Source organism: Streptomyces sp. NPDC088915, assembly GCF_044749825.1.
In the GTDB taxonomy this organism is placed as follows: domain Bacteria; phylum Actinomycetota; class Actinomycetes; order Streptomycetales; family Streptomycetaceae; genus Streptomyces.
In genome coordinates, this window is record NZ_JBIVIR010000012.1 from 174087 (window position 1) to 193714 (window position 19628).

Sequence of the window (19628 nt, forward strand, 5' to 3'; positions counted from 1 at the left end):
GCCGTGCGTTCAGCGGCGTCCGTCGTAGGGGCGGCCCGTGCGCTCCCGGCCGCGCCGCAGTTCCGTGCGCAGCAGGCGGGCCATCGGGTCGAGCAGCCGCCGCGCGAGGTCGTCCAGGTCGAGGCCGGGGTCCTGCGCCGGTTCGGCGCTCCGGCCGGTGCTCCGCCCGGCGCTCCCTCCGGTGCCGGCCGACGCCTGCTTCCCGCGCGCGGGGACCTCTTTCACCGGTACGGCCGGGGTGGCCGACGGACCTTTGCCCGTGTCCGGTACGGCGCGCTGGATCTGGGGCACGGCGCCGGACGCCGGCCGGACGCCCGGTGCCACGGCCCGGGGCCGCACCACGGGAACGGCCGCGCCGGGCGCGGACGACGGCGGCAGCGGCGGACCGCCCGCCACGGGAGGCGCCTGCGGCGGCGCGACCGGCAGGGTCCGCACCGGGGAGCCCGCCGCCGTGGCGGACGCGCCTCCGCCCGGCGGGGCGGGCCTGACGACCGGGACCCGTCCGGCGGCGGCCGGGGCGGCGGACCCCGCCCCGCCGTCTCCGCGCGCCGACCCGTCCGCCGCCCGGTACGCCGTGGCGGCCCGCTGGACGGACGGCATCGTGACGGCCCCCGGTACGTCCCGCTGGACGGGCGCGGCCGTGTACGGCCGGGCGGACGGGGGCGGTACGGCGGATCCGGACGCGCCGGAGTGGCCGGGTGTGCCATGTGCGCCGGGTGTGCCGGGTGCCGGTGTGCCGTGTGCCGGTGTGCCGTGTGCCGGTGTGCCCCGGGGCGGTGGGGCGGATGCCGATGCGGTCCGCTGTACGGGGCCCGAAGCGGTTCGCCGTACGGGGTCCGAAGCGGCTCGCCGTACGGGCGCCGACGCGCCTCCGCCGCCCGGGGACGGCGTGCGGGCGGGCCGGTCGGAGGTGTCGCCCGGAGCGTCCTGCGCCGTGCTCCAGCGCGCCGCCACCACGGGAGGCCCGCTCGCGGGGCGGGGCCCGCCGGACGGCGCGAGGCCCTCCGGGGTCCGGGTGCTGAGGGTGAGGGGGCGGGCGGGGAGCAGCGCGAGGGTGCGGCGGGCCACCGGCACGGACGCGGTCCCGGGGCGCCGGGCACGCGTGGCGGAGGCCCGGGGGCCCTCGCCGGACGCGGGCGTCGCGGGGCGGGTGCCGGAGCCGGAGGAGACCTCGGACGCGGGGGCGGCGGGGTGCGGGCCGGACTTGGACGGGAGCGTGGGCGCGGCGGAGGCCGGAACGGTCCCCGACGGGCCGGTGGTCGCCTTCGGTGCGGTGGTCGGCTTCGATCCGGTGGTCGGCTTCGGTGCGGTGGTCGCCTTCTGTACGGCGGTCGCCTTCTGTACGGCGGTTCCGGCCGGTCCGGTGGTTCCCCGCCGGTCGCCGACGGAGGCCGCGTCCGGGGCGCTCGTCCCCGACCCGGACACCGCGCGGGCCACGACGACCGGGGCGGGACCGGCGGGACCCGTGTCGGGCCGTACGACGTCACGACCGGCGGGGGCCTGCGATGCGGTGTTCGGGGACGGTGTCACCGACGGCAGGGCGGGGCCCGGAGTACGGAGGGCGGGGGCACCGCCCGAGGAACGGTCCGTGGAGCCGTCGCCCCGGGGCGCGGGGTGGTCCGCGATCCGGCGCTGGACGCCGGTGGTCCCCAGCAGGGGGGCGTGGGGCTCGGCGGCCCCCGGGCCGGGTGCGGGCCGTCCCTCGGCGGGCGAGGAGGGGGCCGGGGCCGGGGCGCGCTGGACGGCGGGTCCGGGAGCCGGACGGCCGGGCCGGACGCCGGACGCCGTGGAACCGGCGGGCGGTCCCGCGCTGGGCGGCATCGCGGACAGGGGTGCGCCCAGGCCGCCGCGCGTTCGCGCTCCGGAACGGCGGGGGGACACCGGGTCCGAAGTCGGGACGGGAGCGCCGGTCGCGCCCCGGGGAGTCTCCTCGGCCTGGCGCTGGACGAAGGGGAGCCCCGGGCCGGCGGGAGCGTTCCCGGCCGACGGGACGGCGGACGGAGGGAGTTCGGTCAGCGGAGGGCCCAGGACCGTTCGGGTGGCGGCGCGCTGGACGGCGGGGCCCGGAGCGGTCCGGTCGGGGCCTTCGGCCTCGACGGTGGAGGAACGGGGCGGTCCCGCGGCCTCGGGGGCGTCGGCGACCGCCGCCGCACCGTCCCGGCGGGGGGCCGCCGGGACGGCGGGCCGGAGCGCGGGCACCTGGCGTACGCCCCCCGGCACGCGGCGGGCGACCGTCAGACGGGGCCCGACCGGACGGGGTCGGACGACAGGACGGGAGGAGGGCTCCGGGCGGTCGCTGCCCGGTGCGCCCGGTGCCCCGCTCGCCACGGCACCCTTCTCCGCCGCACCCTCCCGGGGCGCGCCCTTCTCCGTCACGGTCCTTCCCGCCGTACCCGTCGCGGATCCACGTACGGACGCGTCCCGCGCGCCCGGGGCCACGGGGACCACCGCGACCCGCCGGACGAGCGGGATCGGCGCCGCGACCGGCGACCGGCCGGCGCCGGAGGGGGCGGCGGCCCGTTGGACGGCGGGCGCCGGCGTGGAGAGCACCGCCGGGGACGTCGCGGTGGAGAGGTCGCGGCTCGGTGGGCGGCCGTCCGGGCTCCGCCGCTCCGAGGCGTCGGCGGTGCCGCTCGCGTCGCCGGGCGACGGACGGACCGCCGAGGCGGACGGCTGGACGGTCGGGGTCTTCGAAGTCTTCGAGGTTCCAGGGGCCTTCGGGGTCCCGGGGCCCTTCGGAGCCTTCGAGGTCTCCGGGACCTTCGAGGCATCCGGGGTCTCCGGGGTCTCCAGGTTCTTCGAAGCCTTCGGGGCTTTCGGTGTCCTGGGGGCCTCGGGGCCCTTCGGAGCCGCCTTGGGCGTCTTCGGAGCCTTCGAGGTCCCGGACTTCCCGGAGGCCGACGGAAGCCGCGTCTCCGGGCCGGGGGCGTCCGCCTCCGCCCCGGCTCCCCCCGCGCGCACCGCCCGCAGCAGCAGCGGTCCCCCGCCGGAGTCGGTGGCGTGGGGCGCGGCCGGGCGGGTCATCCCGTGGACCAGGCCGGTGGGTGCCGTGGGCAGCAGGGCGTGGCCCATGCCGCCGTCGAAGGACGGGTTCTGCCAGGCGGCGAGGCCCGCGCGGAAGGCGAGGCCGTCGCTCACGCCCAGGGGTGCGCGGGAGAGGGTGAGGGGCTGCGGTGCGGCGCGGCGCCAGCCGCCGTCCCAGTCACCGGGCACGGCGGAACCACCGGACGTGCCCGACCCGGCGGGATCACCGGATCCGCTCGGCACGGCGGACCCACCGGACGCACCCGGACCCGCGGACCCGCCGGACGCGTCCGGTCCCGCGCCCGCCCGGCCGGCCGTCCCGGCGCGGCGGCGCAGCCTGTCCCGCCATGCCATGTGCTCAACCGCCTTCGTTCATGCGGGTGTTGATACGGGCGATCTCGGCCACCCACTGCTGCCGTTCGCCGTGGGTGAGGTCGAGAATCTCCTCGCGCTGCCAGTGGAAGTGGTAGGCGATGTACGCGATCTCCTCCCGGAGGCGGGGAAGGGCGTACGTCACGATTCCCCCAGGCGCCCACCCGAGAGGTCGACCTCGAAGCCGCCCTCGCAGTGCGGGCAGGTCACCGCCGCGCGGGTGTGGCCCTCGCTGTTGACGCGGCGGTAGAAGTCCTGGAGGAACGCCACGTCGGTGGCGTACATCCGCTCGACGATCCCGGCGTGCACGTCGGTGATGTTGCCGAGCCGGGTGATCACCTGGCTCAGCAGGACCACGCTCAGATAGGCCGGGTTCTCCTTGACCCGCAGGTCGATCTGGGGCCGCAGCTCGTCGCGGGCGGTGGCCAGGCGCATGGAGCCGTGCCGGTGCACGGTCCCCGCCTCGTCCACGTAACCGCGCGGCAGCTCGAACTCGAACTCCGTGCGCAGCCCGCCCCCCTCCCGGTGCTGCGGGGGCGGCGGGGCGGGGGCGGGGGCCTGGGGCGCGGCCTGCTGCTCCGGCCCCTGGGCGGGCGCCGTGAGCTGGAGGATCTCCTCCAGGTTGCCCGCCGTCACGGTGCGGCGCCTCATTCGACGACGATCTCCTCGAACACGATCGTGACGGACTCGGTGGCCGGGGAGGACTCGCCCGCCTTCAGCGACGGGCCCTCCCACTTGGACGCCCAGCCCTGCATGAGCTGGATGCGGCGGACCGTGTTGCCCTCGGTGTCCTTGATCTCGATGGTCAGGTTCTGCCGAGCGGAGTTCACGGCCCCGTTGTTCAGGGTCTCCTTGATCCACTTGGTGAACTCGCTGCTCTGGTCGAGCCCCCGGGTGATCGTGATCTCGCCGGCCTGCCGGGCGCCCGGCTGCTTGCGGATGATCTGCTTGCCCTCGGCGGTGACCTGCTTGACCTCTACGACGTCCTCCTCGACGGTGAAGCCGCTGATCTCCTGGATCGACTCCACGAGGTATCCGCCGAGCTGCACGCCGAAGACGTGGGTGGAAAGAGCATCGCCCGTTGCCATGACTGTCTGTCAACCTTTCCTTGCGTATCCGACCGGGACCCGCGGGTCACTCGTCGATGAGGCTGGTGGTGTCGGAGAACTGGGCCAGCCGGAAGACCACGAACTCGGCGGGCTTGACCGGCGAGACGCCGATCTCGCAGACCACGCGGCCCTGGTCGATGGACTCCTGCGGGTTGTTCTCGCGGTCGCACTTCACGTAGAACGCCTCGTCGGCGGTCCGGCCGAACAGCGCGCCCCGGCGCCACTCCTCGGTGAGGAACGCGGTGACGTTGCGGCGGATGCTGGACCACAGCCGGTCGTCGTTGGGCTCGAACACGACCCACTGCGTGCCCAGGAGGATCGACTCCTCCAGGTAGTTGAAGAGCCGGCGCACGTTCAGGTAGCGCCAGGCCGGGTCGGAGGAGAGCGTGCGGGCGCCCCAGATCCGGATGCCGCGGCCGGGGAAGGCCCGGACGCAGTTCACGCCGATCGGGTTGAGCAGGTCCTGCTCGCCCTTGCTGAGGCGGATGTCCAGGTCGACCGCGCCGCGGATCACCTCGTTGGCGGGCGCCTTGTGCACCCCGCGCTCGGCGTCGCTGCGCGCCCACACGCCGGCGATGTGGCCGCTCGGCGGGACGGTCGTGTTGCGTCCGAGGGCCGGGTCGAAGACCCGCACCCAGGGGTAGTAGAGGGTGGCGTACCGGGAGTCGTACCCGGCCTCGTCCATGCGCCAGGTGCGCACCTGCTGGGCGTTGAGGCCGGGCGGGGTGTCGAGGACGGCGACGCGGTCGCCCATCTGCTCGCAGTGCGAGATGACGGCGAGCTGCACGGTGCGCACGCCCTCGGCGTCGATGTCGCCGCGCTGGTAGGCGCCCATCAGGTCGGGCACCGCGACCATGGTGATCTCGTCGATGGTCTCCAGGCCGCCGAAGCCGGTGCGGGCCGCCGCGTCGCCGACGTACTCGGCGGGGTCGATGCGGGCCGCGTCGGCGGAGGCCGGGACGGCGGGGGCCCCGGGCGCGTCGGGAACCGCGACGGTCTGGGAGGCGGGGCGGGTCTGGGGGGCGCCGCGCTGCTCGGTGACCTCGATCAGCTCGGAGGAGCGGGCCTGGGTGACCAGGTAGCCCTTGACGTTCTTGCGGGCGGAGGCCTCGTACGTCTCGCCGACCTGGTCGCCCCGGCGGACGAGGAGCCGGAAGCGGTCCTCCGGCGGGTTCTCGCCCTCGGCGTCGGCGACCTCGACCGACACCCCGGTCACGCCCGGCCTGGCCGCGATCAGGAAGCCGCCGAGCTCCACCGGCCGTACGGCCGCGCTCTCCCGCTCGCGCCGGTCGGCGTCGGCGGACCGGGCGCCGGTCTCGGCCGTCCCGCCGATGCGCACGACGTACGCGGCGCCGCCGCCGTTGGAGAAGTAGCCGTAGAGCGCGTGGGCGAGGTACGTGCCCTCGGTGAAGCCGCCGAACGTCTGCGTGTACTGGTCCCAGCCGGTGACCAGGGTCGGGGTGTGGAACGGGCCCTTCTCGGCGAAGCCGACGAACGCGGCGACGGCCGTGCCGACCCCTTCGATCGGCCTGGCGCCGGACTGCACCTCCTCCACGTACACGCCCGGGGTGAGGTACGTCGGCATGCTCGCTCCTTAGCGTCCTTGCGGTCCTGCGGGGTCACCTGTGTCCAGGCCTTTTGTGTCCAGGCCTTCGCGTCCAGGCCTCGCTGCGACCTGTGTCCAGGCCGAGTCTGCGCGACCCGCCGCCGGACCGGCAGGGACCTGCGGACCTGCCCGGGGGCAACGCTCCTGCCTTTACGGACGGTCCGGACCGACCGTCCCGACGTCACCCGGGACTGCCCCGGCGTTGCCCGTTCGTCCCTGGACGCGCCGCCGGCGCCGCCGGTGCACTGGAGAGTCGCAGGACGGGCGCCGACGAGGAGGCAGCAGGTGCGGACTTCCAGGCCGCGCGCCGAACGGACCGAGGACCGGCAGCAGGCGCGCGACCGGTCCGGGACCCGGCGGGAGGCGTACGGGACCGGTGCCGCCGTCCCGCCCCCGCTCACGGCCGGCGCGCTCCGGGCGGCCCAGGGCAGCGCGGGCAACGCCGCGGTGACCGGCATGATCGCCCGCAGGGTGGCGCCCGCGCCCGCCCCGGAGCGGGAGGACACCGGGGTGCGGGAGGTGCTGGGTTCGGCGGGCAAGCCGATGGCCGGTCCGGTGCGCACGGAGATGGAGTCCCGGTTCGGCACGGACTTCTCCGGCGTACGGCTGCACACCGGTGCCGCGGCGACCCGCTCGGCGCGGGCCATCGGGGCGCGCGCCTACACCTCGGGCAGCCACGTCGTCCTCGGCGAGGGCGGCCGGGACAAGCACACCCTGGCCCATGAGCTGACCCACGTCGTCCAGCAGCGCCGGGGCCCCGTGTCCGGCACCGACCGCGGCGACGGGCTGCGGATCAGCGACCCCGGCGACCGCTTCGAGCGGGAGGCGGAGAGCAACGCCCGGCGGGTGCTCTCCGGGCCGGTGCCGGTGGCCCGCGCCGTCGAGGACCACGGCCCCGGGCACCACGGGCACGACACGCACGGCGGTCACCACGCGGGCGACGGACACGACCACGGACACGGGCCCGATCACGGACACGGTGAAGTGCACCGCTCGGCCGACCCGGACGCCGTGCAGCGCTTGGTGGGCTTCGAGGTGGAGCTGAGCGTGCCGAGCTTCGGGCAGCACGCCCCGACGGGTCTGAACACGGTCGGCGGCCGGACGCCCGGGACGGACCTCGGCGGGTTCTTCCACGGCGGGTTCCCCTACGCGGCCACCGTGATGAGCGAGGAGAACCTGACGGTCCTCACCGACCACAACTCGCTCGCCCGCCGGGTCCGGGTGCTGCACGCGGTGCTCTCCGAGCTGACCGGCGACGGCGGGCAGCCGGTGGCGTCCGGGCAGCCCGCCTCGTCGATGAGCAACCTGGAGTACGTCACGGCGCCGTTCGACGAGATGGCACCGGGGTCCGACGCGGCGGTCAAGAAGGTCGCCGACCGGATCGACGCGCACGTGGAGGCGATCTTCGGGCAGGGCCCGAAGAACAACGCCTTCGCCGTTCCGGGTTCGCCCGTCGCCGCGACCGGCACCCCGCTGGCGGCCCTGCGCGACTGGCTGGGCCCGGAGCTGTTCGGCAACGCCAAGGTCCAGTCGGCGATCACGGCCTTCCAGAACGACATCAAGGCCGAGATGTACGTACAGGCCACCCTCGGCGTGCTGCCGTCCGGGCTGCCGTCGCTCTACAGCTTCCAGGCCAACGACGTCAGCCACGAGTCGCGGCGGGCCCCCGGCAAGGAGCACATCGCCGACGGCTGGCGCGACGCCGCCGCCGCCATCAACCGTGCGGTGCCGCGCCTGCGTTCCGACATCGTGCCGAACCTCCTGCCCGGCCTGGACAACGGCGACCAGGCGGCCCTGACCGGCACCCTGGCCCTCGGCCTGTCGTACGCCGTCGGCTCGGCCATGATCGAGGCGGGGGTGCGCGGGCCCACGGCCTCCACCAAGAACGCCGTGCCGTTCCTGCTGAAGCTGGCCAATCTGGGCGGCCTGCGCGGGACGGCCACCACCGACGCGCTGCGCGAGAAGGTCGTCGGGCAGGACGTCCTGCGGCAGCTCGCGGCCTGGCTCCACAGCGAGATCCCGGAGACCGGCGTCGCGCACTGGCAGCAGCACCTGTCGAGGTATCCGGCGAACACCCCCAACCCGGCCGGACCGGCGTACGGCCACGGCGCCACCGGGGTGGGGAACACCGCGCAGATGCTGGACAGCCTCCTCAACGGCACGGAGGACTTCCCGGTGATCGCGCCCGGCAAGGCCCTGCCGAAGTCCGACGAGCCCAACGACCTGATCGTGCCGCACATCGGCGGCCAGAAGGGCGCTCCGGTCGAGATGCGCTGGCTGACCACGCGGGCCACCAGCCCCGGTCAGCTCTGGGGCATGTTCAAGACGATCATGGACGAGGCGCGCAAGGCCAACCTGGCGACGGTCCCCTCGAAGGAGAGCGAGGGGATCTGGACGGCGGCCACCGACATGGCGGCGACGCCCGCCGCGGGCGGCCGGGGCGCGCACCAGGCCGAGATGATGGAGATGTGAGGCGCGGTGGGGGCCCGGTCCGGCGGACCGGGCCCCGGTCGAGCCCTCGGCCGGGCCCCGCTCAGGCCCCCGCGGCCTGCGCCAGGTACGGCCCGAACTCGCCCGCGAGGACCAGCCGTCCGAGCTTGCGGTACTCCTGCGCGACCGCGGTGACCACCTGCCCCATGGTGAGCGGCTCGCCGGACTCGGCGGCGAGGTAGGCCGCGGTGACCGCGCAGGCCCGGATCGAACCGCCGGCCAGTTCGAAGCGGTCGGCGCAGAAGGCGAGGTCCAGGTCGTCGCCCCGGGGCAGCCGGGTGCCCAGGCACCGGTCCCACAGCGCCAGGCGCTGCTCCGCGTTCGGTACGGGGAAGTCGGCCACCACGTCCAGGCGGCGGGTGAACGCCTCGTCGAGGTTGGCCCGCAGGTTGGTGGTGAGCACCGCGATCCCGTCGAAGGACTCCATGCGCTGGAGCAGGTACGCCGACTCGATGTTGGCGTGCCGGTCGTGGGCGTCCTTGACCTCGGAGCGCTTGCCGAAGATGGCGTCGGCCTCGTCGAAGAGGAGGACGGCGTTGACCGCCGACGCCCCGGTGAAGATCCGCTCCAGGTTCTTCTCGGTCTCCCCGATGTACTTGTCGACGACCGTGGACAGGTCCACCACGTACAGGTCCATGCCCAGGTCGGCGGCGACGACCTCGGCCGACATGGTCTTGCCGGTGCCGGACTCGCCCGCGAACAGCGCGACGACCCCGCGGCCCCGGCCGCCGCCGGGCCGCATGCCCCACTGCCCGAGCACCCGCTCGCGGTGGCGTGCGCGCAGGGCGAGTTCGCGCAGCCGCCGGTGGGTGGTCGGCGGCAGCACCAGGTCGTCCCAGCCGACGCCCGGCTCCACCCGGCGGGCGAGCCGGTCGAGTCCCGCGCCGTTCTGCGCCCGTACGGCGGCCCGCAGGTCGTCGGGCTCCACCGCCCGGCCGTCCAGGGCGGCCGTCCGCACGGCCGCGTCGGCGGCCCGGCGGAGCTGACCGGAGTCGAGGCGGTGCGCGGCGACGGCCCGGGCGAGTTCCCCGGTGTCGCCGATCGCGGGGCCCCCGTCGCCGGCGGCCCGGTCGAGGGCGTGGCGCCAGCGGGCGGCCTGGCGCTCGGGGGTGGGCGCCCCGACGTCCAGGACGACGGGGGTGTCGGCCGCCCAGGCCGGGTCCCAGCCGACGGTGCCGTGGGTGAGGAGCGGGAGGCCGCGCAGCGCGGCGCACAGCGACGCGAGGACGCGGGCCCGTTCGGCGGGTTCGCCGGGCAGGTCGGTCAGCGGGCCGAGGACCACGCCGGAGCCGGTCAGCCGGGCCTCGCGGGCGAGCACCCGGGCGAGCGCGGGCACGTCGGCCGGGCGCCGGGCGAGTGCCGCCGCGTCCGGGGCCAGCGCGCCGAGCCCGGCCGCCGCGAGGGCGGCCGCGGCCAGGCCCTCGGCGTCGCCGCCGCGGCCGCGCAGGTGGACGAGCCCGACGCCGGTCGTGGCCGCCGAGGCGGCGCGGCGGACGTCCGCCGGGTCGGCGGTCGGGTCCTCGCGGACCTCGTCGAGCACCCCGGCGAGCCGGGCGTCGGGCCGGTCGTCGCCCAGGAGGTGGGCGGTGATCCGGTCGGGCACGGTCAGGACGCGGGACAGCGGCGGCCGTTCGGGTTCGGTGACCTCCACCAGGCCGTGGTCGACCAGCGGCGCGCCGGGGGCGAGCCGGAACCGGGCGGGCGAGGCGCCGCCGAGTCCGCACAGTTCCAGGGCGAGCCCGAGCGTGGGCCGGCGGCGCGTCAGGTCGTCGTTGAGGTAGCCGTAGAGCCGCTCGAACCGGGCGTCCAGGTCCGGTGCGACGGCGACGAGGAGCAGGTCGAGATCGAGCGGGGCCAGTCCGAACCGCCGTACCAGGCCGTCGAGGAGGGACCCGGCGGGAGGCCGCCAGGGCTCCGGCCCCGGCCCGGCCTCCGCCCCCGGCTCCGGCTCCCGCGCCGGTCCCGGCTCGGGCTCCGGTCCCGATCCCGGCTCCCGCTCCCGCTCCGGCCCCGACTCCCACCCCGTCCCCGGTCCCGGCTCCAGCCACGCCCCCGGCAGGTCGAGGCCGCCCGGTTCGTCCAGGATCCGCGCGGCGGCCTCCGGGGTGAGGTACTGGCCCCGGTAGGGGTCGTCGGGGTCGGGGTCGAGGGCGCGGCGCGCCGCCACGGCCTCCCGCACGCGCGCCTCGACGGCGCCGAGCCGCGTCCACAGGGCGTCCGGCTCGCGGTGCCGTCCCGTGCCGGGACCGCCGTCGGTCAGGGGTTCCACGGTGTACGTCACGGCTGGCGGTCCCCCCTGCGGCGGCGCCGGGCCGGGGCGGGCGGGCGCTCGCGGGGTCCGGTGAAGCCGTCGCGGCCGGGGTCGGTGACCTCGGTGTAGCGCAGCCTGCGGCCCGGGTCCCCCTCCTCGGCCGCGCCGTCGCGGGCGGCGGCCGAGCGCACGACGAGCCCTTCGGTGACGGGCGGCGCGGTGGCCCTGTCCACCCCGGCGAGCGGGGCCCGGACCCGCAGCCCGAGGGAGGCCTTCATCTCCCCGCCGAGGGCCGACCACACGTCGGCCGCCGCCGGCGCGTCCATGCCGGCCCCGGCGGTCTCCAGGCCGACGGTCAGGCCGAGTTCGGCCAGCGAGCCGGTGAGCAGCGGCGCGGGGAGCGCGTCCTGGGCGACGAGGGCGGCGAGCACCTGGGACAGCAGCCGGTGCTCGTCCTGCGGGCGGTTGGCCCACGCCGTCACCAGGTAGGTGAGCTGGAACCAGCGCGGCGGGGAGCGGCGCGCGACGAGGTGGCCGTCCCCGTCGTAGACCTCGCCCGTTCCCGAGCCGCGCCGCAGGGCGTCCTCGCGGATGTCGTACAGGAACACGCAGACGGTGGGGGCGCTGCGGCGCGCCGCCCAGTCCCGGGTGGGGGCGTCGAAGACGACCTCGATCCCCGACGCCTCCAGGCCGCTCGCGGAGAGCAGCCGTCCGAGGCCCTCGTCGACCTCGTGGATCACCGGCGGGTCACCCCGTCCGGCGGCTGCACGGTGCCGCTGACGACCAGGAAGTCGGTCTTCACCGGGGAGAATCCGGGTCCGGCGGCCGTGATGGTGCGCGGCCCGGTCTGGTCCTTGGCGAGGATCAGGAGCTGTCCGATGAAGGTGCCGTCGGCCTGGGGGAAGGTCGGCGAGGCGGCGGCGGTGATCCCCGGGTTCCAGGTGAACCGCACCGGGACGCCCGGCGGGAAGTCCAGGCCGCGCACGGAGGTGACGAATCCGGGCTTGCCGATCGGAGGGACCGCGACGATGCGCGGCTGGAGGACGCGCAGCCGCGCCCGGGCGGTGTTGTCGCTCCGGTCGGCGTCCGTCCCGGTGGTGGTGAGCACGGCGGTGACCCGGCCGGTCATCGCCTTCTGCGGGCTGAGCACGACCCGTACGACGGTGCTCGTGCCCGGCGTGAGGTCGGGCAGCGCGCACACCCGGTTCCGGTCGCAGCCCGCCGGGAGCCCGCCGTCGGGCACCCCCGCGGGCAGCCCGACCGCCAGCCGCAGCCCGGTGGCCAGGGCGTTGCGTCCGTTGCGGACGGTGTACGTGACGACGACGCGCCCGCCGACGTAGCCCGGTTCGGGCTGGACGGTGATCCGCACGCCGGGTCCGGCCTTCGGCGCGGGGGGCTGCGGAGGCACGGTCGGGACGGGGGTCGTGGTGGGGACCGGAGGGAGCGTGGGCGTCGGGGTGGGGGGCGGCGTCGGAGTGGGAGTGGGGGTCGGGGTCGGCGTAGGAGTGGGGGTCGGCGTAGGAGTGGGGGTCGGCGTCGGGGTGGGGGTCGGGGGCGCCTCGCGTACGGGGATCACGGTCCGGCCCGCGTTGTCGCCGGGCTGGGGGTCGAGGACCGTACCGGTGACCGACCAGTCGAGGGGCGCGTCGCCGACGGTGACGCCGGTGAGCGTGACGTCCACGGGGACGGTGGTGCCGGGTTCGACGACTCCGAGGTCGCACTGGAGGGAGGCGGCGTCGCAGGCGCCGCCGGGCGGGGTGATCCCGGTGATCCGCACGCCGGCGGGCGGGGCGACGGTCAGCCGGGTGCCGGGCGAGGCGGCGGGACCGTTGTTGACCACGTCGACGGTGACCGTGGCGGAGCCGCCGACGGTGACCTCCGGCGTGGTGCCGGGCGCGCGGAGGGCGAGGTCCACGGACTGCTGGACGGTGGGTTCCTTCTGGCGGCCCGCGAGTCCGGCGGTGAGCGGGGTGACGGCGCCGGAGCCGGCGTCCAGGACGTTCAGCTTCTCGGGGCTGTTGACCGCGGCCCCGGCCCGGGAGCTGAACACCAGGCGCTTGCCGTCGGCGGTCCAGGCGGCGTCGCGCGGCTGGTGCGGCCCGGTGACCGTGGTGTCGGGCAGGTCCCGGCCGCAGGCGCCGGCCTGGTCGCGGGCGGCGGCGGGCAGCAGGACCCGGCAGGTGTCGCCGGAGACGGACGTGAGGAGGAGGCCGTTCCGCTCGTCGATCCGGCCGCCGCCGTTCTTGCGGTTGAAGGCGAGGGTGCGTCCGTCGGGCGAGAAGGCCGGGCTGTCGTCGATGACCGCGCAGGCTCCGGGGCAGTTCGCGGCGCTCAGGTCGCGCTGCCGGGTCAGGTCGGTGACGGACGCGGTCCACACGTGCTTGTTGCCGCCGCCCCCGTCGATCACCGCGTTGCGGGTGAAGGCCAGGGTGGTGCCGTCGGAGGACCAGGTCGGCTGGGCGTCCTGCCCCCGGAGCTGACCGGCCGGGGGCACGACCTCGCCGGTGATCCGGCCGGTGGCGACCTCCGCGACGAGGATGCGGCTGTCCCCGGCGGCCTCGCCGACCCCGCCGGGCGAGGTGCGGGTGAAGGCGAGGTGCGTGCCGTCCGGGGAGAACGTCGGGTCGGTGTCCCAGTCCCGCTCGCCCCGCCCGGCGAGCGGCATCGATGCCTCGTTCGTGCCGTCGGCGTCGGCCGTCCAGATCCGCTCGATCCGCGCGGCGTCGGGGCCCTCGAAGCGGGTGAGGACGATGCGGCGCCCGTCGGGGGTGTAGTTCTGCCGCTCGGTCCACGGGTCGTACGGGGCGGCGGGCCGGAAGAGCGGGTCCTTGGCGGGGTCGGTGTTCGTGTCGGCCGCCGGGTCCTCGCGGAGGATCTTGCGGACCAGGTCGCGCGGGTCGGAGCCGTCCGCGCGGATGTCCTGGAGGGTCACCGTGTGCGAGGTCGCCCCCGAGGAGCGTTCCACGACCGCGTGGCCGCCGTCGGCGGTGCCGAGCCAGGTGGGCGAGAGGACGTCGCGGTCCTCGTTGAGCACCAGGGAGGGCTCCTGGTCGGAGTGGACGACCGACCGGAAGACGTGGTCGTAGTCGCCCTCGCAGGTGCAGGTGGTCTCGGGGCTGAGGAAGACCAGGTTGTCCCCGTCGGGCAGCCATGCCGCCCCGTGGCCGCGCCAGTTCGCGTAGGCGCCGGCGAACAGCGGTTCGTCGGTGGTCCCGTCGGTGATCCGCAGCCGCCGGACGGTCCGCCCGTCCTCGGTCGTGGTGGAGGTGTAGACGATCCACCGGCGGTTGACGTCGTCGTCGACGGGGTTCCAGGCGGGCTCGGAGGCGGTGCCGTTCGCGGGGCCGGTGAGCCGGGTGGCGGCGCCGCCCGCGAGGTCCCGGACGTAGACCTGCCGCCCGGCGAGGGGGTCGGCGTCGCTGCTGTAGGCGATCCGGCTCCCGTCGGGGGAGACCGTCGGGTCCTCCTCGCTGGCGGCGGGCGTGTCCGTCAGCCGGGTCAGGCCGGTGCCGTCGGTGCGCACCAGCCACAGGTCGCGCTGCGCGCCGCCGACCGGCTCGGCCGCGTCGAAGAGCACCGACCCGCCGTCCGGGGTGAGCCGGGGGTGGGCCGCGTCCATGCCGCCGGTGAGCCGCAGGACCGAGCCGTCGGCGTTCCGCAGGTAGATCTGCGGGTGCTTCTCGTCGCGGCGGCTGGCGAAGACCAGCCGGTCGCCGAGGGCGGACGGGTCGGTGTCGTAGTGGGCGGGGCCGGGCCCGAACAGCGGGGTGCTGGACTCGGCGGACTCGGGCTCGCCGAGGCTGCGGTGGCCGGTGCCGGCGTAGGCGATGCGGGTGGTGTCCGCGGCGTCCGCCACGACCGGGCCGGTCCCGGTCCCGGTGCCGCCCGGCCCGGCCGCGCCCGTCGCCCCGAGCAGGGGGACCAGGAGCAGGAGCGACGAGACGAGTCTCCCCAGGCGGTGCCGTCCGCCGGGGCCAGCGGTTTCCATCACGGTGCCCTTCGCAGTCCGGTGCGGCACCGGGAGGTGCCCCCGCCACCCTGCACCGGCGGGGCGCACGGGGGCAGGGCCCGGGGGCCGTACCCGGGGGAAGCGCGGGGTGCGCTTTGGGGCAGCGCCGCCTTCCCCCGGCTGTCGCGCCGGCCACCGGAGGGCGCGTCGGACGGAAGGGCGTCAGGCGGAAAGCACGTGGGACGGAAGGGTCATATGAGCCCGTTGCGCAGCGCGTAGCCCACGGCGTGGGCCCGGTTGCGCAGTTGGAGGCGCGTGGTGATCTCGTGCAGGACGTTCTTCACGGTCCGCTCGGAGTACGAGGTCTTGCGGGCGATCTCCGCGGTGTCCAGGCCCTCCGAGACGAGGCGCAGCATCTCCGCCTCGCGGGCCGTGAGGGTGGAGAGGGACAGGGCGCCGGGGTCGAGGGCCGAGCGGCGGAGGCTGCCGACGTGACCGAGTAATTCGCCGAGCAGGTCGCCGGGGAGCACGCCCTCGCCGTTGGCCACCGCGAGGACCAGGTGGACGAGCTGGTCCTGGTCGGCCTCGGAACGGCGCAGCACCGCCGACACCCCGCACTCGATGACGCGCTGGAGTCCGCCGACGCCGAGGGTGCCGATGACGAGCCCCGCGCGGGTGGCGCCGTTGTACCGCAGCCGGGACAGCAGGGCGGTCACGTCGTCGTCGAGGCCGTCCACGACGACCAGGGAGACCTGGGCGCTCTCCACGTCGGCGTCGTCGACCAGTTCGGCTTCGGGGCGCTGGCGCAGTTGCTGGACGACGCCCACCCGCAGCACCGGGTCGGCGGCGTAGACGGCCACGGTCACCCGGGGCGGACGGCCGGGGCCGGAGGTGCGGTGGACCGGGTGGCCCCGGACGGCGTCGTGTGCCGTGCTGGCGGCCGTGACCGGGCCTTTCTCCTCCGTACGAAGCATGGGACACCTGTTTTCGTGAGTCGGTGGGGGGTAGGGAGACACGGCGCGAGACGACCACGGGCCGGCGGCGCGCGAAAGGCGGCTCTCCAGGCTAGGAATCTATTGTTACCGGAGAGTTGACTTGTGCTTGCCGGGCAGCGTCGCTGCCCGGACATTGCCCTCCCGTGCCTCGTGCCGGTCTTCCGCGGCTCCTACGGTGGGGCGGGTGACGCCTTCCGCAGCCTCCTCCGGTCCCGGTGCGCCCGGCCTCGACATCCCGGCCGTGTCGGTGACGCCGGGTGACATCGCCACCACCACCCTGACCGTCCGCAACGACAGCGACATCGTCGAGGCGTACGACCTGAAGGTCGTCGGTGACGGTGCCGAATGGACCACCGTGGAGCCCGAACGGGTCTCCCTCTACCCCGGCACCTCTGAGACGGTGACGCTCCGTCTGGCGCCGCCGCGCTCGCCGGAGATCCGGGCGGGCGAGATGCCGCTCGGCGTACGGATCCTGCCGACCGAGCACCCCGATTCGGTCAAGGTCCTCGAAACCGTCGTGCTGATCGGCGAGTTCCACGAGCTGCGGACCGAGCTGTCGCCGCGCCGCCGGCGCGGCTGGCTCCGCGGCCGCTACCTGCTGGCCGTCCGCAACCAGGGCAACACCCCGGTACGGGTCGGCTTCACGCCCGGACAGGCCGGAGAGGAGCTCGGGTTCGCCTTCACCCCTGCGGAACCGGCCCTGGAGCCCGGGGAGTCGAAGGAGCTCCGGCTGCGGGTCCGCACCTCCAGCCCGGTGTGGTTCGGCGACCCCGTGGTGTGGCCGTTCACCGTGGACGCCCGCGAGACCGGCGAACGGGCGGAGACGGAGGACCGTCCCGAGGAGCCCTTCGCCGGGTCCACGCTGGACGCGGAGTTCGTCCAGATACCGATCTTCCCGAAGTGGCTGCTCATCCTGCTCGCCGCGCTGCTCGCGCTGCTGATCGCCTGGTTCACCCTGGTCCGCCCGGCCGTGCGCAGCGCCGCCAAGGAGGCGGCCACCGCGGCGGTCCAGCCCCGGCCCGTCCCGTCGGAGGGCGGTACGGACGGGGCGACCTCCGGCACCGGCGAGACCGGCCGGCCGTCCGGCGGCAGCAGCCAGAAGCCGGGGACGGGAGCCGGACCGGGCGGCGGGGACGGCGGTTCGACCGGCGGCGGAGGCTCGACGGGCGGCACCGGGACCGGTACCGGGGCCGGCCAGCAGAGTTCGGCCACCATCGACCTGAAGACGGGCGGCGGGCAGAGCAAAACCGGGACGTACACCGTGCCCGAGAAGACCGTCTTCGGGATCACGGACATTGTGGTCGCGAACTTCCAGGGCGACGAAGGGGTGATGACCATCACCTTCGGCGACCGGAAGATCACCACGATCGCGCTGGAGACCTTCCGCAACCAGGACTACCACTGGGTGACCCCCATCAGGATCGGCGCGAAGGACACCGTGACCATCGACGTGACCTGCGCGAAGCCCGGCACGCCCGCGACGGGACAGCAGGCGCGGGAGTGCCACGAGGTCGTCAACGTGAGCGGTGCGCTCAGCAGCACCGAGTGAATCGGACGTTACCTGTCCGCTTCATTATCGATCGCCGCCGATCGCAGATGTAAAGGCTGACTTTCCTTTCGGCCTGAAATCGCCAGACCAGGTCTCGAAACGAGCACCGGCCCCCACGAACCCGAAGGTTCGTGGGGGCCGGTGTGCGTGTGCGCTCAGCCGTCCAGCCGCCCGCCCTTGACCGCTTCGACGAAGGAGGACCAGCCGCCCGCCGGGAACACGAGGGCGGGGCCGTACGGGGTCTTGCTGTCGCGCACGGGGACGACGAGGGGGGCGAAGTCGTCGGAGACCTCGACGCATTCGCCGCCGTCGGAGTTGCTGTAAGAACTCTTGCGCCAAGAAGCAGCACTCAGGTCGATGCGTCGCACGGTACTTCCTCCAACAAGGCCAGAACGAACTTCTGCGACTCGGCCGGAGAAAGCGCCAGGTCACGCATCGCATCGTACGCACGTTGCAGGGGCTCGACCGAAGTGCTCTCCTCGATCAGCTCGCCGTGGTGGGCGTTCTCCGTGTACGCAACGGTACGCCCGCTGTGCAGCCGCAGGAACATCACGGCGGTGCTGTTCAGACCGTGCACACCGGCACGCTGAGGAAGGACCTGCAACGTCACGTCCGGGCGCTCCGCCACCTCCAACAGGTGCTCAAGCTGCTCGCGCCACTCACCCGCGTCCCGCACCGGTGTCCGCAGCACCGCCTCCGACAGGATCGTTCGAAACGGCGGTGCGTCCTCCCCCTCCAGCAGCATCTTCCGGCCCATTCGCGCCTCGACTTGCTGCTCCAGTTCCTTCCCCTTGTACCCGCCCGCCGCCAGAACCTCCCGCGCGTACCCCGCCGTCTGCAACAACCCCGGCAGCACACTCACCGCGAAGTGCCACAGGCTCACCGCCTCGGACTCCAGCGTCATGTACCGCCGGTACCGCTCCTTGAACTGCGACTTGTCCCCCGCCGCCAACTCCCACAGCGCCAGCAACAGTCCCGGCGCCTCGTAGAACGTGTCCAGCGCCTGGACTACGTCCGGGCTGCCCAGCGTCTCGCCCTTCTCCATCTTCCCGAAGAGGGACCAGTCCCAGCCCACCCGTTCGCCGAGCTGCCGCAGGCTCAGCTTCCGAGCCGTCCGGAGTCTGTGCAGCTCCTCCGCGAACCGCTGCCGCGGCTCCTGGCTTCGGCCGCTGACCACTCGTCGCTGCGGCATGGGGCTCCCCTCCGAACGGTTCGTACCGATGGGCGGCGTGGAAGATGTGGAACCGGCGCCGTACGCCGCGGAAGTACTCCCGCGTCCACACCCGGCCCACCCGCGTCCGGGCACATCCTCGTCACACCTGGACTACGCAGCGTAATCCAGCGCACGTCAACGGGTCCGTGAAACGGCGGAACCGACCCACGAGGAGTGAACCCATGGCGCCCACCCCGCGCGAACCGAAGACCACGCCCAAGATCCAGGAGGCCCTGGACGCACGGGACGCCCTCGCCGCCGCCCTCTCCCGGGCCGGCGTCCAGCTCCCCGCCATGGACATCCGCAGCCCCTGGCCGGACGAGCGCGAGGGCGAGGCCTCCTACGCCCTCGTCCACCTCGGCGTCTGCTCCGCACCCGTCGCCCACGCGCTCGCCGAGGTGATCCTGAACGGCCTCGCGCGGTGACAGGTGAGGACCACGGCCTCCCCCGCGTCGGTGCGGTCGTCCTCGACACCACCCGCAACCTCGTGGGCCGTGTCATGGGCGCGGACGGCCCGCGCCTCCGGCTCCGTCCGCTCGCCGGCGGCGTCTCGTGGGACGTCGCCCCGGCGGACCTCCATCCCCTCACCGGCGCGGAGCTGCTGAGCGCCCTCGTCACCGAGGCCAACGCGCGCAGTCGGCGCGGCCGATGCGGTCACTGACCGGAATCCCGCCACGATCCGCGCGGTCGCGAAGTCTTCCTGCCCTCCGGGGAGGAGGAAGCGGTCTCCGGAGTCCGACGAAGTATGTGCTCGTCCCTCGTCCTCCGGGCGGAGGTCGGCCGTCCGGCCCCGTCCTACGCTGATCATCGAGTTGCGAACCGCCTTGCCGACAAGGCGATGAGAGCAGAGGAGAGCGATCGCCGTGGCATCCCCCACGAAGAACTTCGTCGAAGGCGCCGTCCTGTTCGCCATCGGCCTGCCCCTGCGCCTGTTCACCGGAGACGTGGACGTTCCCGTCGTCACCCTCACCACGGTGGGCAACGTCCTCATGGTCATCGGCGGCATGGAGATCCTCTACGGCGCGTACCGGGCGGCGTGCAGGCGGTGAACGGGTCGCGTCGGGTGTCGC

16 protein-coding genes are annotated in these 19628 nt (G+C 75.0%); 5 read left to right on the plus strand and 11 right to left on the minus strand.

What is annotated here, in order from left to right; all coding sequences use genetic code 11:
* Positions 1-9 precede the first annotated feature (9 nt).
* The 5 genes from ACIP5O_RS22790 to ACIP5O_RS22810 all read right to left on the minus strand — a co-directional run bounded on the left by ACIP5O_RS22790 (position 10) and on the right by ACIP5O_RS22810 (position 6090).
* Positions 10-3213: a hypothetical protein gene (locus ACIP5O_RS22790; protein ID WP_401296129.1), complete on the minus strand. Its 3204-nt coding sequence runs from the start codon at positions 3211-3213 to the stop codon at positions 10-12.
* A gap of 169 nt (positions 3214-3382) precedes the next feature.
* On the minus strand, positions 3383-3541 hold the full coding sequence (locus ACIP5O_RS22795) for a DUF6760 family protein (protein WP_163014002.1): 159 nt from the start codon (positions 3539-3541) through the stop codon (positions 3383-3385).
* On the minus strand, positions 3538-4047 hold the full coding sequence (locus tag ACIP5O_RS22800) for a hypothetical protein (RefSeq protein ID WP_401296131.1): 510 nt from the start codon (positions 4045-4047) through the stop codon (positions 3538-3540). The genes ACIP5O_RS22795 and ACIP5O_RS22800 overlap by 4 nt, the downstream gene beginning before the upstream one ends.
* A complete protein-coding gene (locus ACIP5O_RS22805; RefSeq protein WP_121833625.1) occupies positions 4044-4484 on the minus strand; it encodes a phage tail protein in 441 nt (146 codons plus the stop codon). The genes ACIP5O_RS22800 and ACIP5O_RS22805 overlap by 4 nt, the downstream gene beginning before the upstream one ends.
* A gap of 46 nt (positions 4485-4530) precedes the next feature.
* Positions 4531-6090 carry a phage tail sheath family protein gene (locus ACIP5O_RS22810; protein WP_401296134.1) on the minus strand — a complete coding sequence of 520 codons (1560 nt, stop codon included), beginning with the start codon at positions 6088-6090 and terminating at the stop codon, positions 4531-4533.
* Positions 6091-6396: 306 nt separating this feature from the next.
* Between ACIP5O_RS22810 and ACIP5O_RS22815 the strand changes: the two genes are divergently transcribed.
* Positions 6397-8583: a DUF4157 domain-containing protein gene (locus tag ACIP5O_RS22815; RefSeq protein ID WP_401296136.1), complete on the plus strand. Its 2187-nt coding sequence runs from the start codon at positions 6397-6399 to the stop codon at positions 8581-8583.
* Between the two features lie 61 nt (positions 8584-8644).
* On the opposite strand, the gene ACIP5O_RS22820 is transcribed toward ACIP5O_RS22815, so the two are convergent.
* From ACIP5O_RS22820 to ACIP5O_RS22835, 4 genes are all read right to left on the minus strand, one after another.
* The gene (locus tag ACIP5O_RS22820) at positions 8645-10870 is read right to left on the minus strand and encodes an AAA family ATPase (RefSeq protein ID WP_401296274.1); all 2226 of its coding nucleotides are present in this window, start codon (positions 10868-10870) and stop codon (positions 8645-8647) included.
* 8 nt (positions 10871-10878) lie between these two features.
* Positions 10879-11592, minus strand: coding sequence for a DUF4255 domain-containing protein (locus ACIP5O_RS22825; RefSeq protein WP_125667323.1), 714 nt, complete (start codon positions 11590-11592; stop codon positions 10879-10881).
* Positions 11589-14840, minus strand: a complete 3252-nt coding sequence (locus ACIP5O_RS22830; protein ID WP_401296138.1) for a hypothetical protein — start codon at positions 14838-14840, stop codon at positions 11589-11591. Before ACIP5O_RS22830 ends, ACIP5O_RS22825 begins: the two co-directional genes overlap by 4 nt.
* Positions 14841-15052: 212 nt before the next feature.
* Positions 15053-15775, minus strand: a complete 723-nt coding sequence (locus tag ACIP5O_RS22835; RefSeq protein ID WP_401296140.1) for a response regulator transcription factor — start codon at positions 15773-15775, stop codon at positions 15053-15055.
* Positions 15776-15980: 205 nt separating this feature from the next.
* Here ACIP5O_RS22835 and ACIP5O_RS22840 point away from each other — a divergent pair, with 205 nt between their 5' ends.
* Positions 15981-17345, plus strand: coding sequence for a hydrolytic protein (locus tag ACIP5O_RS22840; protein ID WP_401296142.1), 1365 nt, complete (start codon positions 15981-15983; stop codon positions 17343-17345).
* A 155-nt stretch (positions 17346-17500) separates the two neighbouring features.
* Here ACIP5O_RS22840 and ACIP5O_RS22845 read toward each other — a convergent pair whose 3' ends face one another.
* Both ACIP5O_RS22845 and ACIP5O_RS22850 read right to left on the minus strand, forming a co-directional pair.
* Positions 17501-17713: a DUF397 domain-containing protein gene (locus tag ACIP5O_RS22845; protein WP_401296144.1), complete on the minus strand. Its 213-nt coding sequence runs from the start codon at positions 17711-17713 to the stop codon at positions 17501-17503.
* Positions 17695-18537 carry a helix-turn-helix domain-containing protein gene (locus ACIP5O_RS22850; protein ID WP_401296146.1) on the minus strand — a complete coding sequence of 281 codons (843 nt, stop codon included), beginning with the start codon at positions 18535-18537 and terminating at the stop codon, positions 17695-17697. Before ACIP5O_RS22850 ends, ACIP5O_RS22845 begins: the two co-directional genes overlap by 19 nt.
* Positions 18538-18740: 203 nt before the next feature.
* Between ACIP5O_RS22850 and ACIP5O_RS22855 the strand changes: the two genes are divergently transcribed.
* The 3 genes from ACIP5O_RS22855 to ACIP5O_RS22865 all read left to right on the plus strand — a co-directional run bounded on the left by ACIP5O_RS22855 (position 18741) and on the right by ACIP5O_RS22865 (position 19607).
* A complete protein-coding gene (locus tag ACIP5O_RS22855) occupies positions 18741-18983 on the plus strand; it encodes a hypothetical protein (protein ID WP_401296148.1) in 243 nt (80 codons plus the stop codon).
* Positions 18980-19219, plus strand: a complete 240-nt coding sequence (locus ACIP5O_RS22860) for a hypothetical protein (RefSeq protein ID WP_401296149.1) — start codon at positions 18980-18982, stop codon at positions 19217-19219. The genes ACIP5O_RS22855 and ACIP5O_RS22860 overlap by 4 nt, the downstream gene beginning before the upstream one ends.
* Before the next feature lie 202 nt (positions 19220-19421).
* Positions 19422-19607 (plus strand): DUF5708 family protein, encoded by a 186-nt coding sequence (locus tag ACIP5O_RS22865; RefSeq protein WP_401296151.1) that lies wholly within the window; start codon positions 19422-19424, stop codon positions 19605-19607.
* Positions 19608-19628: the final 21 nt, after the last annotated feature.